The 14,904-nt window shown below is 68.0% G+C and carries 14 protein-coding genes and 1 tRNA gene; 8 read left to right on the forward strand and 7 right to left on the reverse strand.

The features are described from left to right. Positions 1 to 26 precede the first annotated feature (26 nt). Genes H1343_RS02400 through H1343_RS02415 form a run of 4 tightly spaced genes read left to right on the forward strand, consistent with a single transcriptional unit; the run spans position 27 to position 4,260 of the window. Positions 27 to 1,487, forward strand: coding sequence for a COG4223 family protein (locus H1343_RS02400; protein WP_185984385.1), 1,461 nt, complete (start codon positions 27 to 29; stop codon positions 1,485 to 1,487). A gap of 11 nt (positions 1,488 to 1,498) precedes the next feature. Beyond that, on the forward strand, positions 1,499 to 3,001 hold the full coding sequence (locus tag H1343_RS02405) for a heme biosynthesis protein HemY (RefSeq protein WP_185984386.1): 1,503 nt from the start codon (positions 1,499 to 1,501) through the stop codon (positions 2,999 to 3,001). Positions 3,002 to 3,006: 5 nt separating this feature from the next. Then, the gene (locus H1343_RS02410; protein WP_185984387.1) at positions 3,007 to 3,477 is read left to right on the forward strand and encodes a tellurite resistance TerB family protein; all 471 of its coding nucleotides are present in this window, start codon (positions 3,007 to 3,009) and stop codon (positions 3,475 to 3,477) included. Between the two features lie 60 nt (positions 3,478 to 3,537). Beyond that, on the forward strand, positions 3,538 to 4,260 hold the full coding sequence (locus H1343_RS02415) for a glutamine amidotransferase (RefSeq protein WP_246333507.1): 723 nt from the start codon (positions 3,538 to 3,540) through the stop codon (positions 4,258 to 4,260). Positions 4,261 to 4,400: 140 nt separating this feature from the next. Here the strand turns inward: H1343_RS02415 and H1343_RS02420 are convergent. Next, positions 4,401 to 4,476, reverse strand: a tRNA-Ala gene (locus H1343_RS02420). A gap of 165 nt (positions 4,477 to 4,641) precedes the next feature. Here H1343_RS02420 and H1343_RS02425 point away from each other — a divergent pair. The 3 genes from H1343_RS02425 (at position 4,642) to H1343_RS02435 (ending at position 6,136) form a co-directional block, all read left to right on the forward strand. Beyond that, positions 4,642 to 4,944, forward strand: a complete 303-nt coding sequence (locus H1343_RS02425; RefSeq protein WP_185984388.1) for a YggT family protein — start codon at positions 4,642 to 4,644, stop codon at positions 4,942 to 4,944. Positions 4,945 to 5,009: 65 nt separating this feature from the next. Then, positions 5,010 to 5,567: a hypothetical protein gene (locus H1343_RS02430; RefSeq protein WP_185984389.1), complete on the forward strand. Its 558-nt coding sequence runs from the start codon at positions 5,010 to 5,012 to the stop codon at positions 5,565 to 5,567. After that, the gene (locus H1343_RS02435) at positions 5,564 to 6,136 is read left to right on the forward strand and encodes a hypothetical protein (RefSeq protein ID WP_185984390.1); all 573 of its coding nucleotides are present in this window, start codon (positions 5,564 to 5,566) and stop codon (positions 6,134 to 6,136) included. The genes H1343_RS02430 and H1343_RS02435 overlap by 4 nt, the downstream gene beginning before the upstream one ends. 52 nt (positions 6,137 to 6,188) lie before the next feature. On the opposite strand, the gene ppa is transcribed toward H1343_RS02435, so the two are convergent. From ppa to H1343_RS02465, 6 genes are all read right to left on the reverse strand, one after another. After that, complete coding sequence (gene ppa / locus H1343_RS02440) at positions 6,189 to 6,728, reverse strand: inorganic diphosphatase (RefSeq protein WP_185984391.1); 540 nt, start codon at positions 6,726 to 6,728, stop codon at positions 6,189 to 6,191. A gap of 90 nt (positions 6,729 to 6,818) precedes the next feature. Then, positions 6,819 to 7,865 (reverse strand): low-specificity L-threonine aldolase, encoded by a 1,047-nt coding sequence (gene ltaE / locus H1343_RS02445; protein ID WP_210270062.1) that lies wholly within the window; start codon positions 7,863 to 7,865, stop codon positions 6,819 to 6,821. A 33-nt stretch (positions 7,866 to 7,898) separates the two neighbouring features. Beyond that, complete coding sequence (locus H1343_RS02450; protein WP_185984392.1) at positions 7,899 to 8,405, reverse strand: GNAT family N-acetyltransferase; 507 nt, start codon at positions 8,403 to 8,405, stop codon at positions 7,899 to 7,901. Positions 8,406 to 8,618: 213 nt separating this feature from the next. Continuing rightward, positions 8,619 to 10,448 carry a translational GTPase TypA gene (gene typA, locus H1343_RS02455; protein ID WP_185984393.1) on the reverse strand — a complete coding sequence of 610 codons (1,830 nt, stop codon included), beginning with the start codon at positions 10,446 to 10,448 and terminating at the stop codon, positions 8,619 to 8,621. A 177-nt stretch (positions 10,449 to 10,625) separates the two neighbouring features. Beyond that, a complete protein-coding gene (locus tag H1343_RS02460; protein ID WP_185984394.1) occupies positions 10,626 to 12,014 on the reverse strand; it encodes a GntT/GntP/DsdX family permease in 1,389 nt (462 codons plus the stop codon). Positions 12,015 to 12,110: 96 nt separating this feature from the next. Continuing rightward, the gene (locus tag H1343_RS02465; protein WP_185984395.1) at positions 12,111 to 14,162 is read right to left on the reverse strand and encodes a M3 family metallopeptidase; all 2,052 of its coding nucleotides are present in this window, start codon (positions 14,160 to 14,162) and stop codon (positions 12,111 to 12,113) included. A gap of 162 nt (positions 14,163 to 14,324) precedes the next feature. On the opposite strand from H1343_RS02465, the gene H1343_RS02470 reads away from it, so the two are divergent. Beyond that, positions 14,325 to 14,831, forward strand: coding sequence for a MarR family winged helix-turn-helix transcriptional regulator (locus tag H1343_RS02470; RefSeq protein WP_185984396.1), 507 nt, complete (start codon positions 14,325 to 14,327; stop codon positions 14,829 to 14,831). Positions 14,832 to 14,904 lie beyond the last annotated feature (73 nt).

Below are 14,904 nucleotides of genomic sequence, written 5' to 3' on the forward strand. Positions count from 1 at the left end.
CCGCGTGGAAGACCTGGAGCAACCGAATGGCGCAACGCCCCCGCCGGCCCAAGGCGACCCCTTCGACTGCTGCTGATGCGGCGCAGGCCACGCCCGCCGACAAGCCGGTAGAGGAAGGCGAGACGCCGGCGAAGCCGGACCCGCAGCCGGCCGATCCTGCACCTGCCGAGGACGAGACGCCAACCGCCAGGTCCGCTTCCCGGCGGCCGGTCGGGGCGAGCGCACTGCCCCCGCCCGCCGACCAGCCTGCGGTGCCGGATGCCGGCGTGACCGCCGAGCAGGCCGGCGCGGTGGAACTGTCCCGCGATACGCCCGCCGAGCCAGAAAAGGCGGGCTCGACGGACGCTCCGGATGCGACCAAGGCCTTCGCCGAAGAGGAGGGCCTTTCGCCTACGCGCCGTCATCTCGGCGAGTTCGAGGACGACGAGGTCATCTCGGCGGCCGAGCCGCACACCGCGAGCGGCGTGACGGATGCTTATCGCTCCCCGGCCGACAGCCACCATGAGCGGCCCGCCATCGCCGCGCCTGCCGGGAACGGCCCTGGTCTGGGTAGCCTCGTGGGCGCGGCGGTCGGCGGCGGTGTCGTCGCTCTTCTGGGCGCCTGGCTCCTCTCCTCCACGGGCGTCTTCGGGCCGAGCACACCTGCCGAGGGGCAGAGCTTCGCCACGACGGCGGACGTCGATGCGGTGTCCACCCAGCTCGCCGATACGCGTAGTATCGTCGATCAGCTGCAGTCCGCACAGGCCGCCGGCGGGTCGGGCACGAGCTTTGCGCCGGCAAGCGATGTCGCGGCCCTTTCGGATCGTCTCGGCGCCGTAGAGCGCACCCTACAGGAGAGTGGCAACAGCCAGAACGAAGCCGGCGCGCAGGCGCTTGAGGCTGCCCAAGCCGCGCAGAACCAGGCGAACGACCTTTCCGGCCGGCTCGACGAGATCGGTACCCGCGTGGCGAACGTCGAGACCGAGACGCGGCAGGCTCGCGTCGCCCTGGCGGCGGCGGGCCTCAAGGCGGCGATCGATCGCGGCGGGCCGTTCATGCCCGAGCTCGAGACCTTCGCCGCCGCATCGGACGGTAGCCCACAGGTGGACGCTCTTCGCGACTTCGCGGCGGCTGGCGTGCCCACGCAAGGTGCGCTTCTGGAGGAGTGGCCGGACGTGGAGGCGCAGATTCGCACCGCGCTCGCCAGCGAGGGCGGCACGGGTGTCGGCGACCAGATTCTGAGCGGGCTCTCCTCGCTGGTGACGGTGCGCCGTACCGGCGAGGCTTCCGGGGAAGGCGACGGCCCCCAAGCCGCGCTCGACGCGATGACGACGGCGCTGCGTGAGGGTGATCTCGCCGCCTGGCGTCAGGGCTGGGATGGGCTCGACGAGGGTGCGAAGAGCGTCAGCCAGGACTTTGCCGACAAGGTCGCGGCGCGGCGGCAGGCGGTTTCCGTCGTCGATGAGGCCTTGACCAATGCCGCCGCCAATCCCGGAACGGAAGGCTGAAGAGACAAACGATGCTGCGTATTCTCGCCTTTCTCGCCGTCGTCCTGGCCGCCGGGTTCGGTTTCGCCTGGCTCGCCGACCGTCCCGGCGAAGTGACGATCGCCTGGCTCGGCCAGGAGGTCCAGACGAGCTTTCTCGTCTTCCTCGTCGCCGCTGTGCTCGCGATCGCGGCGATCCTCGTCGTCTTGTGGCTGATCTTCGGCGTCTTTCGCGCGCCGGGCCGCATCGGCGACTTCTTCTCCAATCGCCGGCGTGAACGTGGCTATCGCTCGCTGACGGCCGGCATCCTTGCGGCCGGTGCGGGTGATGCCGCGGCCGCGCGTCGTTTCGTGGTGAAGAGCGAGCGCGACATCGACCGCAAGAAGGAGCCGCTGCTGCGCTTCCTCGATGCGCAGACGGCGATGATCGAGGGCGATCACGCTCGCGCCCGCAGGCTCTTCGAGGAGATGGAGAAGGACCCCGACACGCGGCTTCTGGCGCTGCGCGGCCTCTATCTCGAGGCCGAGCGGGTCAACGATCCGATCGCCGCGCGCCACTATGCCGAGCGCGCCGTGCGCGTATCGCCCAATGTACCGTGGGCGGGTGGCGCCGTTCTCGAGCTCAAGGCGGCCGAGGGTGATTTCGACACCGCGCTCGACATCCTGAAGGCGCAGCGCAACGCCAAGCTCGTCGAACCCGAAGAGGCCAGACGCATGCGCGCCGTCCTCCTCACCGGCAAGGCGCAGGCTCTGGTCGAAAGCGATCCGGCGGGCGCGAAGAGTGCGGCCCGCGAAGCCCAGAAGCTCGCGCCCGATCTCGTGCCGGCCGCACTCGCCTTGGCGCGTGCGATGATCCAGCTCGGCGATACGCGCGGCGCCTCGCGGGCGCTTGAAAAGGCGTGGGGGGAAAGCGCCCATCCCGAGATCGCGGAGCTTTACGTCCATGTGCGCCCGGGCACGAGCGCGGCCGAGAGGCTGCAGCGAGCGAAGAAGCTGCAGAGCCTGCGCCCGAGCGAAGCGGAGGGTGACATCGCCGTCGCCTTCGCCGCTCTCGACGCGGGCGACCTGAAGCTCGCCCGCAGTTCGGCCGAGGCGGCCGCCCGCAAGGAGCCGCGCGAAGCGGCCTTCCTGCTTCTTGCCGATATCGAGGACGCCGAGACGGGCGATGCGCGCCGCATCCGCTCCCATATGGCGGATGCGCTGAAGGCGCCGAAGGACCCGGTGTGGATGTCCGATGGCGAGGCGGCGGCGGAATGGCGCGCCGTCTCCCCGACGACCGGCCGGCTCGACAGCTTCGAGTGGAAGACGCCGATGGAACGGCCTCTTTCACCGCGCATCGTCGCCATCGCCGCGAACGAGCCGGTGAAGGAAGAGCCTGCCGCCGTCAACGGCAGCGCGACGACGACGGAGGGCGAGCGCTCACCAATGGTGATCGAGCACAAGCCCCAGGAGGACGAAGACACCCAGCCCGGCCGAGACAGCGCGTCGACGCCGACCGATCATGAGGCGCGCAAGGAAGCGCGTTTCGCGAATTGACGGGTATGTTTGATCGTCTCCAGCGCTTCTTCGACGAGGTCAGCGGCGCAAGGGCGCGTGAGATGGGGACCGACGACCCGCAGGTGGCGGCCGCCGCGTTGCTCGTCCATGTCGCGCGGGCCGACGGCGAGGAACGGCAGAGCGAAGACGAGCGGCTGCTCGCCTCGCTGCGCAGCGCTTTCGGGCTCGATCCGCACGAGGCCGCGCGTGTGGCCGAAATGGGGCGGCGCGCCGATGAGGAGGCTGTCGATCTCTACCGCTTCACCAGCGTGATCAAGGCGCATATGGACGAAGCCGAGCGCATTGCCTTCGTCGATCTTGTCTGGGACACGATCTACGCCGATGGCGAGGTTCACGAGCTGGAGGATAATCTTGCCTGGCGGATCGCGGAGCTGCTCGGCGTCTCGTCGCGCGACAGGATGATCGGCAAGAGACGCGCAGCAGAACGCAGCAGCGCGGAAAACGCCGAAAGCTGAGGCGGGGTGAGGGTGCAGGCAGGCATAGCCGACAGCGCAACGCCGGAGCGGCGCTATGAACTGGATAGCGGGGGCGACGAGCGCCCGATCCTCATCGTGCTTCATCAGGAAAACTCGACGCCCGGTCGCGTCGGTCAGGTGTTGGAAGCGGCCGGCCTTCGCCTCGACATCCGCCGCCCGGTCCTCGAGGACGCACTGCCCGAAACGCTCGAGAACCACCGCGGCGTCGTCGTTTTCGGCGGGCCGCCGAGCGCCAACGACACGGACGCCTATCTTCGCCGCGAGATCGACTGGCTGGATGTGCCGCTGCGCGAGAGGGTTCCTTTCCTCGGCATCTGCCTCGGCGCGCAAATGCTCTCGAAGCATCTCGGCGGCACCGTCGCGCCGCATCCCGATGGGCTGGTCGAGGTCGGATACTATCCGCTGGAGGCGACGCCGGAGGGGCGGCGCCTCGTACCGCACTGGCCGGCGATGACCTATCAGTGGCATCGCGAGGGATTCTCGCTGCCTTCCGGCGCAACGCTGCTGGCGCGCAGCGAGCGCTTTCCCAACCAGGCCTTCCGCTATGGCGACCACGCTTACGGCGTGCAGTTCCACGCCGAGCTGACGCTTGCGATGATGCATCGCTGGACTGTGCGCGGCCACGAGCGGCTTTCGCTGCCGGGGGCACAGGGGCGCCGGGCGCATCTGGAAGGACGGGCGCTGCACGATGCGGCCGTCAAGCGCTGGTTGGTACAATTCCTCGGCCTCGTCTTCGGCCGGCCGGCTCCCTCACCGCAATAGGCGGACAACGGGTCCTGCCGAAACGGGGTGTGTGCGCCTCAGGTGTTCGATCGTCGGCGATCGCAGGCTCGCGCCATCGGCCCCAAGCCGGCGCCGCGTGCCTCGAAGGCTCGAAAACCAATATTCCGGAAGGAGGCGAATGGTGGAGCTGAGCGGGATCGAACCGCTGACCTCGTCATTGCGAACGACGCGCTCTCCCAACTGAGCTACAGCCCCGTCCACCTTTCGAAGGCGCTTCTAAGCTCGCCGCCCGCGACCTGTCAAGCAGGAGCAGCAGGGGAAGACGCGATCCAACGGGAGCGGCAGAGCCGCCCGCGCTTGCGTGGCCGCAGGGCGGCGTCTACATCAGGGCTCGATCGCTAGAAGGACTTCCAACGCCCCATGCTCGCCGTTCTGCAAGTCGTGCTCGTCGTCCTGAACATCTTCTGGTGGATCGTCATCGCGTCGGCCATTCTGTCCTGGCTCTATGCCTTCAACATCGTCAATCCGCGCAACCAGTTCGTGGGCGCGATCGGCGAATTCCTCTATCGCATCACCGAGCCGGTCTATCGACCGATCCGCAATATCCTTCCCAATCTCGGCGGGATCGATCTTTCGCCGCTCGTGGTGCTTCTGGCGATTATCTTCCTCCAGCAGTTCATCCTGATCTACCTCGCCCCCGCCGTGGTGCGCGCCGGCATCTGACCGCGCGCTGCGCCGCCCGGACTGAAGGGGGTGGACGTGCGTGCCGGCGGGGCTACTGTGAGGCGATGCGCGGCCTTGCCCCTTTCGTGCTCGTCCTCCTGATCACAGCGCCGGCTTTCGCCGCGACGCTGACGGGCGCGGCCTCTCCCATCGGGGAGCGCTTCTGCGGGCCGAGCGTGGAGGCGGAGGGTGTCCTGCGCTGCCCCGGTCCCTCCGGTGTCGAAGCCTATATCCACACCGCGGACGGGCTGTCCTCGATCTCGCTGGGCGATCCCGTCGAGGGCTACGTCTCCTTCGGGGAGACGAACAGCCTCGGCGCCACAATGGAATGGCGCCTTTCGGACGGGCTGCCCTTTGCGGGCGTCGTGCGGTTCCGGCTGCCGGCCGAGGCGGCGGGCGAGGGCACGCGCGACCTGATGGCGGTCATCAAGGTCGCCGAGGGCGGCCGCGCGAGCTGCCTCGTCGCGGTCGTCGATCTCACCGTCAATCCCGAGGGTCGCGACATGGCGCGCCGCACGGCCGACGAGCGCGCGGCGAGCTTCACCTGCGGACGCGACGAGGCGCGGATCGTCGGCATCAGTTCCGAGTGGGCGCGGGATCTGGTCCTTCGCGAGATCCCTTGAGGGCGCTGCTCGCCCTGCTCGTGGCCTCGTGCGCCGGTTCCGCCCACGCGGCCGAGGCGCGGTACACGGACGTGAACTTCGATGCGTGCGCCGTGGAAGAAGTCTTCGAGGAGGGCGTCGGCGCGGCGCTGACCTGCGAGGGGTTGGACGGAATTCCCGTCTACGTGACCGAGGGCGATCTGCGGTTCGACGTCGATTTCGGCGCGCGAAACGGTGCGACGGAGACCTTCGGCCCGTTCAACTATCTCGGCCCGCGCATCGAGTGGCGCGTGGAGGACGGCAAGGCTTTCGCGACCATCCTGCGCTTCGTGATCGAGAATCCGGAGGGTGGGGCGGACCCTGCCGACAAGGGCTCCGTGCTCGGGGTCTTCCAGATCGGGACGCAGGAGGCGCCGGGCTGCGCGGTCGCCTATGTCGACGCTCTGGCCAACGACAACGCCAACGAGATCGCCCGGCAGGTGGCGGACGCTTTTGCGCGCCCGTTCCGCTGCGGGACCGACCGCGCCACCTATGTCGGCCATGTCGGACCGAAGGCCGGCAGCGCGACGGCGACCCACGAGCCGCGCTGAAACGAGAGAGGGCCCGCCTGAGCGAGCCCTTTCTCGAAGAGGTTCAGGGCGTTCAGCCCTCCTTCTGCGCGTCGAAACGCTCCACGGCTTCCGAGATCAGCTTCTTGGCCTGATCGACGCCGCCCCAGGAGCCGATCTTCACCCACTTGCCGGGCTCCAGATCCTTGTAGTGCTCGAAGAAGTGCTCGATCTGCTTGCACGAGATTTCCGGCAGGTCGTTGTAATCGACGATCCTGTCGAACTGCGAGCTCATCTTGCGCGAGGGGACCGCGATGATCTTTTCGTCCTGGCCGCCGTCGTCCTCCATCACGAGGACGCCGATCGGGCGCACGTTGACGACGCAGCCGGGCACCAGCGGGCGGTCGATCGCGATCAGGACGTCGATCGGGTCGCCATCGTCCGAAAGCGTGTGCGGCACGAAGCCGTAATTGCCGGGATAGACCATCGGCGTGAACAGGAAGCGGTCGACGAAGAGCGCACCCGATTCCTTGTCCATCTCGTACTTGGTCGGCACGCCGCCGACCGGCACCTCGACGATGACGTTGATGTCCTCGGGCGGGTTCTTGCCGCGGGAGATGGCGTCGATGCGCATGGATCGTCCTTCGAAAAGCGTCTGGTGAAACTGGCGGGACGCTTAGCCGTTGCGCCTCGCGCTGGCAACATCGCCGCTCGCGTCGGGCCCCTATTCGGCGGCCTCGGCACGGCCGGCGCTTTCGAAATAGCGCCTCACGCTCTCGATCACGCGGTTCACCTGCGCGCGCGAGACGTCGAGATGGGTAACGAAGCGCGTGCGCGTGCCGACCGAGGCGATGATGCCGTCACCCTTCAGATGCGTGGCGAGCGGCGCCTGATGGCGCGGCTCGACGTCGAAGAAGCGGATGTTGGTGCCGCCGCCCTGAAGGCGCATTCCCTCGATGCCTTCGAGGCCCTTTGCCAAAGCCTCGGCGTTCTCGTGGTCTTCGGCGAGCCGTTCGAAATGATGGTCCATCGCGTGGAGGCAGGCGGCCGCGAGGAAGCCGGACTGGCGCATGCCGCCGCCGAGCATCTTGCGCCAGCGCAGCGCCTCCGCGACGAGTGCCCTGGAGCCGGCGAGCGCCGAGCCGACCGGCGTACCGAGGCCCTTGGAAAAGCACAGCGAGACGCTGTCGAAGGGTGCGCAGATCTCGCCGATCGATACGCCGCCGGCAACCGCCGCGTTCCATCCGCGCGCGCCGTCGAGATGAAAGCCGAGGCCGAATTCGCGGGCGAGCTTCGCCGCCTCCGCGACATAAGAGGGCGGCAGCACGCGGCCGCCCGTCGTGTTCTCGAGCGTGAAGAGGCGCGTGCGGGCGAAGTGGAAGTCGTGCGGCTTGACGGCGGCGCGCACCTTGTCGAGCGGCAGCGAGCCGTCCTCGGCATGTTCGATCGGCTGCGGCTGGATGGAGCCGAGCACGGCCGCACCGCCGCCCTCGTACTTGTAGGTGTGGGCGATCTGGCCGACGATATATTCGTCGCCGCGGCCGCAATGGGCCATAAGCGCGGCGAGATTGCTCTGCGTGCCCGACGGGAAGAACAGTGCCGCCTCCTTGCCGGTGCGCTCGGCAAGCACGGACTGGAGGCGGGAGACGGTGGGGTCGTCGCCATAGACGTCGTCTCCCACCGGCGCGTCCGCCATCGCCTTCAGCATGGCCGGTGTCGGCCGCGTGACGGTATCGGAGCGCAGGTCGATCAGGGAATTGGCGTCGGTCATGATGGGGCGATCCCGATGGGAGGAGGGTGCCCCTTACTGCCAGAGGAAGGCGACCTTGCTCAAGGTGACATGCTCGAAACGCTCGGAGCCCACCGCCACCTCCCGCCCGGCGAGGCCGCGATAGAAGGCGAGCGCCCGGTCGTTGTCCTCCAGTGCCCAGACCGCAAGCCCCTTCAGCCCGCGCGAGGCGAGGAAGGCACCGGCGCCCTCGAAGAGATGCCGGCCGAAGCCGACGCCCTGATAATCCGGCAGGATGTAGAGCTCGTAGATCTCGCCCTCGGCGCGGATCGCGCGGGTGCGGTTGTGGCCTATCGTGGCATAGCCGACGGTCCGCCCGTCATAGTCGAGCGCGAGCACCGCCGCGCCCCCGCCGATCGCGTGGCGCCACCAGTCCGGCCCCCGCCGGCCGATCATCGCGTTCAGCGCCTTGTGGGGAATGATGCCGGCATAGGCGCCGCGCCAGGCCTGTGCATGGACGTCGCAGAGCGCGGCGGCGTCCTCGCGTGCGGCACAGCGGATCTCAGCGGCGATCGTCTTCATGGCCTGTTAACCATAAAGTTCGCGATGCGATCCACGCCGCGATGCAAGTCTGGGCGAAGGATCGGGAGCTTGGTCACGAGAGAAGCTTAACGCGAAGCGCCGTTCGGCACACCCGCCAACGGCGTTTTTCCCCGGCTTGCTGCCCACCCCGCCATTCCGACAAGCAAAAGGGGCGGAGCCTTGCGGCCCCGCCCCTTCAAATAATCGTCTACGTCAGGCGGCCTTCCGGCTCTTCTCGAAGCGCTTGCGCTCGTGCGGGTCGAGATAGAGCTTGCGCAGGCGGATGGTCTTCGGCGTGACCTCGACAAGCTCGTCGTCCTGGATCCACGACAGGGCGCGGTCGAGCGTCATGCGGATCGGCGGTGTCAGCTTGACCGCCTCGTCCTTGCCGGACGCGCGCATGTTGGTCAGCTTCTTACCCTTGAGGACGTTCACTTCCAGGTCGTTGTCGCGCTGGTGGATGCCGATGATCATGCCGGCGTAGACCTTCACGCCCGGATCGATGATCATCGGGCCGCGGTCCTCGAGGTTGAACATGGCGTAGGCGACCGACTCGCCGTCCTCCATCGAGATGAGCACGCCGTTGTTGCGGCCGGTGAGCTGGCCCTTGAACGGCTGGTAGGAGTGGAACAGGCGGTTCATGATCGCCGTGCCGCGCGTGTCGGTCAGCAGCTCCGACTGGTATCCGATCAGGCCGCGCGTCGGCGCGTGGAAGACGAGGCGCTGGCGACCGCCGCCCGACGGGCGCAGCTCCACCATCTCGCCCTTGCGCTCGCTCATCTTCTGGACGACGACGCCGGCATGCTCCTCGTCGACGTCGATCACGACCTCTTCGATCGGCTCCATCGTCTCGCCGGTGGCCTCGTCCTTCTGCATGACGACGCGCGGGCGCGAGACGCCGAGTTCGAAGCCCTCGCGGCGCATGGTCTCGATAAGGACGGCGAGCTGCAGTTCGCCGCGGCCCGAGACGTAGAACGAGTCCTTGTCTTCCGATTCCTCGATCTTGAGCGCGACGTTGCCCTCGGCCTCCTTCAGGAGGCGATCGCGGATCACGCGGCTCGTCACCTTGTCGCCCTCGGTGCCGGCGAGCGGCGAATCGTTGACGATGAAGCTCATCGTGACCGTCGGCGGGTCGATGGGCTGGGCCTCCAGCGGCTGGCTCACGGAGGGGTCGCAATAGGTGTCGGCGACCGTGCCCTTCGAAAGGCCGGCGATGGCGACGATGTCGCCCGCCTCGCCGAGATCGACCGGCGTGCGCTCGAGCCCGCGGAAGGCGAGGATCTTGGAGACGCGGCCGTTCTCGAGGACTGTACCGTCGCCGTGCAGCACCTTCACGGCCTGGTTCGGCTTGATCGAGCCGGACTGGATGCGCCCGGTGATGATGCGGCCGAGGAAGGGATCGGCCTCGAGGATGGTGCCGATCATCTTGAACGGCTCGTCCTTGGAGGCGGTGTCCGGCTCGGGAACGTGCTTGAGGATCAGGTCGAAGAGCGGGGCCAGGCCCTGATCCTGCGGCCCCTCGGGTGCCTCGGCCATCCAGCCGGCGCGGCCCGATCCGTAGACGACCGGGAAGTCGAGCTGCTCGTCGGTGGCGTCGAGATTGGCGAAGAGGTCGAAGATCTCGTTGAGCACCTCGTCGTGGCGCTCGTCCGGACGGTCGATCTTGTTGATCGCCACGATCGGCTTGAGGCCGACCTTCAGCGCCTTGCCCAGCACGAACTTGGTCTGCGGCATCGGCCCTTCGGCGGCGTCGACGAGGATGACCGCGCCGTCCACCATGTTGAGGATGCGCTCCACCTCGCCGCCGAAATCGGCGTGGCCCGGCGTGTCGACGATGTTAATGCGAACGTCCTTCCAGACGACCGAGGTCGCCTTGGCGAGGATCGTGATGCCACGCTCCTTTTCCAGATCGTTCGAATCCATCGCGCGCTCCTGCGTGCGCTGGTTCTCGCGGAAGGCGCCGGACTGGGCGAGGAGCTGGTCGACGAGCGTCGTCTTGCCGTGGTCGACGTGGGCGATGATGGCGATGTTGCGCAGCTTCATGTGCAGGCACCGGTGGTTGGCCGGCGAGCTTCAAGCCGGCTGAAACGGGGATCGACCATGACAAAAAACCCCTTCGGAGCCGAAGGGGCCACGATTGCGCCGTGTTCGATTGCGCGCCCTCTTAACGCATTTTTCGCGCGTGCGAAAGAGGAGGGGGTGGGGCGGGCTCCCCGCCCGTCAGAACGCGCCGAAGGTCGAGCCGAGTGCGACCACGGTAATCGTGGCCGCCAGCGGGACGACGAGCGTGACCACCGCGAGGTCGAAATAGGACTGGCGGTGCGTTAGCGCCGTGATCGTCAGTAGGGAGATCACCGCACCGCTGTGGGGCAGGGTGTCGAGGCCGCCCGAAGCGATGGTAGCCACGCGGTGGAGAAGGTCCGGGCTGATCCCCAGCGCCTCGGCACGCTCCAGATAGGTCGCCCCCAGCGTCTCCAGCGCGATCGACAGGCCGCCTGAGGACGAGCCGGTGATGCCGGCGAGCGTCGTCACGGAAACGGCGAGTGAAATCGCCGGCTGGTCGGGCGCGATCGACAGGACGGCGTTGCGGATGATCTCGAAGGCGGCGAGCGATGCGATGACGGCACCGTAGCCGACCTCGCTCGCAGTGTTGAAGATCGGCAGGAGGGAGCCCATCGCGCCCTTGTTGATCGTGTCCTTCGGGTCGTCGATGCTCTTCCAGTTGACGGCGAAGCCGATGAGGATCGCGCCGACGAGCGCGGCGATCAGCGACCATGTGCCGATGACGGTGCTCGGCGCGACGGCGCCGTAGGCCTCTTCCGCCAGATAAGCGAGGTCGAGGCTCGGGAAAACCAGGAGCGAAAACAGCGCGTTCAGTCCGATGACGGCGACAATCGGCAGAAGCGCGAGCGCGAAGGAGGGCGCGGCCGCGTCAGGAGCGACGGTGCGGAACGTCTCCTCGTGCTGGCCGTAGCCCTCGCCCGCGAGGCTCGCGGCGCGGGTGCGCCAGGACAGCCATGCAAGACCGCCGCCGATCATGATCGCGGCGGCGATGAGCCCGAGGCCCGGCGCGGCGAAGGTGGTGGTGCCGAAGAAGCGCGTCGGGATCGCGTTCTGGATCGAGGGCGTGCCGGGCAGCGCCGTCATCGTGAAGGTGAAGGAGCCGAGCGCGATCGCCGCTGCGATGAAGCGCTTCGGGATGTCGGCCTCGCGGAACAGGGCGGCCGCGATCGGGTAGATCGCGAAGGCGACGACGAAGAGCGAGACGCCGCCATAGGTGAGGATGCCGCAGGCCAGCACCACCGCTAGAACCGCCCGCTGGGCGCCGACGCGCTCGATGAGCGTCGACGCGATGGACAGCGAGGCGCCGCTGTCGGCCATCAGGCGCCCGAACAGCGCGCCGAGCAGGAAGACCGGGAAGAACAGGACGACGTAACCGCCCACGCTCTCCATGAAGACCTGCGTGTAGGTGGCGAGCACCGGGCCGCCCTGTGCCAGAAGCACCGCGACAGACGCCATGATCGGCGCGAGGAGGATGACGCTCACGCCGCGATAAGCGAAGAAGATCAGCCCGCCCAGCGACAGGAGAATGGCGAAAATGCCGATCATGCTGCGTGTCCCCTCCCGCAGGCTCCCAATTCACCGCGAGTACTGCGATGCGGCCTGCAAACTAGAGGGGGCACGCTGCAATGCAACCCGGATGGGTCAGGCTGCCAGTCCGCGCTTGCGCATCAGCGCGTCCGGGCTCGGCATGCGGCCGCGGAACGCCTTGTAGAGCTCGGCGGGATCGCGCGAATTGCCGGCCGAGTAGATGTTGGCCGCAAGCCTTGCCGCCGTATCGGCATGGAACGGGTCGCCCTGTTCGGTGAAGGCCTCGAAGGCGTCCGCGTCGAGCACCTCCGACCACATGTAGGAGTAGTAGCCCGAGGAATAGCCGTCGCCCGAGAAGATGTGCGCGAAGTGCGGCGAGCGGTGCCGCATCACGATCTCGGCCGGCATGGAGAAATCGGCGAGGATCTCGGCCTCGCGCGCGGCCGGGTCCTCCGGGGCCTCGCCCGCCTCGTGCAGCGCAAGGTCCACGATCGCGGAGGAGGTGTATTCGACCGTGTCGAAGCCGGCGTCGAAACTGCGGGCGGCGGCCAGACGGTCGGCGAGATCCTGGGGCATCGGCTCGCCCGTCTCGACATGGCGGGCGTGCGCGGCGAGCACCTGCGGCGTCTCCAGCCAGTGCTCGTAAAGCTGCGAGGGCAGTTCCACGAAGTCGCGGGCCACCGCCGTACCGGACAGGCTCGGCCATGTGACGTCCGACATCAGGCCGTGCAGCGCATGCCCGAACTCGTGGAAGAGCGTGCGAGCGTCATCGAGCGAGAGGAGCGCCGGGCGGCCCGGTGCGGGCTTGGCGAAATTGCAGATGTTGTAGATGATCGGGGTCTGCCCGCCATCCATCTTGTGCTGGGATCGCAGGGCGCTCATCCATGCCCCCGAGCGTTTGGAGGACCGCGCGAAATAATCGCCGATGAAAAGGCCCTTCTCGCCGCCGTCGGCGCCGCGCACCCGCCAGACGCGCGCGTCGGGATGCCAGACCTTCGCGTCCGGCATCGGCTCGAAGGTCAGGCCGAACAGGCGGTTAGCGACATCGAAGGCGGCCGCGATCATCCGGTCGAGGCTGAAATATGCCTTCACCTCGCCCTCGTCGATCGCGAACTCGGCCTGTCGGCGCTTCTCGGCGTAGTAGCGCCAGTCCCAGGGAGCGATGGCCCCGTTCTCGCCTTCGGCGGCGGCGATCTCGCGCAGCGCGCCCGCATCGTCCCGCGCGCGTTCCAGCGCCTTGTCCCAGACGGCGGAAAGGAGCGAGCGCACGGCGTCCGGCGTCTTCGCCATGGTGTCGTCGAGCTTGTAGGCGGCAAAGGAGGAGAAACCGAGGAGCTTGGCCTTTTCGGCCCGCAGCTTCAGCGTTTCGGCGATGATGGCGCGGTTGTCGGTCGCCCCGCCGTTCTCGCCGCGGCGCGTCCAGGCGCCGAACGCCTGCTCGCGAAGGTGCCGCCGGGGCGAATAGGTCAGGAAGGGAACGACGATCGAGCGAGACAGCGTCACGACATGGCCGGGAAGCTCCCGTTCGGCGGCGGCGGACGCCATGGACGAGACGAGGAAGTCCGGAAGGCCGGCAAAGTCCTCCTCGGCGACGGGCATCGCAAAGGCGCTCTCGTCGGCAAGGACGTTCTGCGAAAAGGCGGTGCCGAGCTCGGACAGGCGCGCGTCGATCTCGGCGAGGCGCTCGCGGTTCGCGCCCTGAAGTCTGGCGCCGCGCCGCACGAAGCCGGCATGGACGCGCTCGAGAAGCCGCAGCGTTTCGGCGTTGAGGCCGAGGGTTTCACGCTGGCCGAACAGCGCGTCGATGCGCGCGAACAGCGCCGGGTCCAGCGAGATCGCCGAACCGTGGCGCGAGAGCTTCGGCGCCACCGCACGTTCCACGCTCTGCAGCCGGGTGTTCGTATGCGCCCCGGCCAGCGCGTAGAAGGCGCTCGCGACGCGTGTCAGGCCGCGACCGGAGCGCTCCATCGCGGCGACCGTGTTGTCGAAGCTCGCCGGCTCGGGGTTGTCCGCGATGGCGCGGATCTCGTCACGGTGCTCGGCCATCGCAGCGTCGAACGCGGCCTCGAACCCCTCCGGCGCGAGAGCGGCAAAATCGGGCAGCCCGTTCGCGTCGGTCTGCCCGTAGGGAAGAAGCGTTGAAGCGTCGGTGCGAGGAGCCTGCATGAATGGGCGTCTCCGGTTTGCAGTTCGCGATGGCCGAGGCTAGATAGTGTCGGTCGCGCGCAAAGTGAAAGCCTCGGCCGGCAAGCGGCGGCGAAAGTCGTGAGCTCGTCCGCCGTCCGCCGCGCTTCGGCCGCGCATCGAAGCCGGTCACAGGAAAACCGCGTGTCTCATCTGACGACTGGAAATACGCTCGGCTTTCTCCTGACGGATACTGCCCGCCTTTTCCGGCAGTTCTTCGAAAAGAACGTGACGGAAAACGGCCTCGGGCTGACGCCGGGGGAAATCCGCGCGCTCGCCAACACCGTGCGCTTCCGGGGTTCGCGCCAGGCGGTCCTGGCCGAACGGATGGGCGTCGAGCCGATGACGCTGTCTTCCTATCTCGACCGGCTGGAAAGCCGCGGCCTCGTTGCGCGCACGGTCGATCCGGCGGACCGGCGGGCCAAGCTCGTGGAGCCGACGGACGCCGCCTTCGACATCCTCGACCAGCTCGACCCGCTTTTCGAGGACGTCTATCTCCAGGCCACGCACGGGCTCGAAGAGGCGCAGGTCGATGCGATGTCGGCGAGCCTGCGGATTATCCGCGCCAACCTGACGAACGACCATGGGCTCCTGGCCGAGATGAACATTCTCTCGCGCCAGAACGGCACGCCCGGCGACAAGGCGGACTGAGGCGGGGGCGCTCGCGTTTGCATCGCCGCGCACCGGCCTTATAACGGAATGAGCGCCACCGTTCCCCGGCGCG

The sequence above is a fragment of the Aureimonas mangrovi genome (assembly GCF_014058705.1).
GTDB classification, from domain to species: Bacteria; Pseudomonadota; Alphaproteobacteria; order Rhizobiales; family Rhizobiaceae; genus Aureimonas; species Aureimonas mangrovi.

Bases quoted from the DNA above. Each gene is read 5' to 3' on its own strand.
- ppa (WP_185984391.1), bottom strand. From the start codon at position 6,728: ATGCGCATCGACGCCATCTCCCGCGGCAAGAACCCGCCCGAGGACATC.
- H1343_RS02450 (WP_185984392.1), bottom strand. From the start codon at position 8,405: ATGAAGACGATCGCCGCTGAGATCCGCTGTGCCGCACGCGAGGACGCC.
- H1343_RS02410 (WP_185984387.1), top strand. From the start codon at position 3,007: ATGTTTGATCGTCTCCAGCGCTTCTTCGACGAGGTCAGCGGCGCAAGG.
- ltaE (WP_210270062.1), bottom strand. From the start codon at position 7,865: ATGACCGACGCCAATTCCCTGATCGACCTGCGCTCCGATACCGTCACG.
- H1343_RS02430 (WP_185984389.1), top strand. From the start codon at position 5,010: ATGCGCGGCCTTGCCCCTTTCGTGCTCGTCCTCCTGATCACAGCGCCG.
- H1343_RS02405 (WP_185984386.1), top strand. From the start codon at position 1,499: ATGCTGCGTATTCTCGCCTTTCTCGCCGTCGTCCTGGCCGCCGGGTTC.
- typA (WP_185984393.1), bottom strand. From the start codon at position 10,448: ATGAAGCTGCGCAACATCGCCATCATCGCCCACGTCGACCACGGCAAG.
- H1343_RS02400 (WP_185984385.1), top strand. From the start codon at position 27: ATGGCGCAACGCCCCCGCCGGCCCAAGGCGACCCCTTCGACTGCTGCT.
- H1343_RS02425 (WP_185984388.1), top strand. From the start codon at position 4,642: ATGCTCGCCGTTCTGCAAGTCGTGCTCGTCGTCCTGAACATCTTCTGG.
- H1343_RS02460 (WP_185984394.1), bottom strand. From the start codon at position 12,014: ATGATCGGCATTTTCGCCATTCTCCTGTCGCTGGGCGGGCTGATCTTC.
- H1343_RS02465 (WP_185984395.1), bottom strand. From the start codon at position 14,162: ATGCAGGCTCCTCGCACCGACGCTTCAACGCTTCTTCCCTACGGGCAG.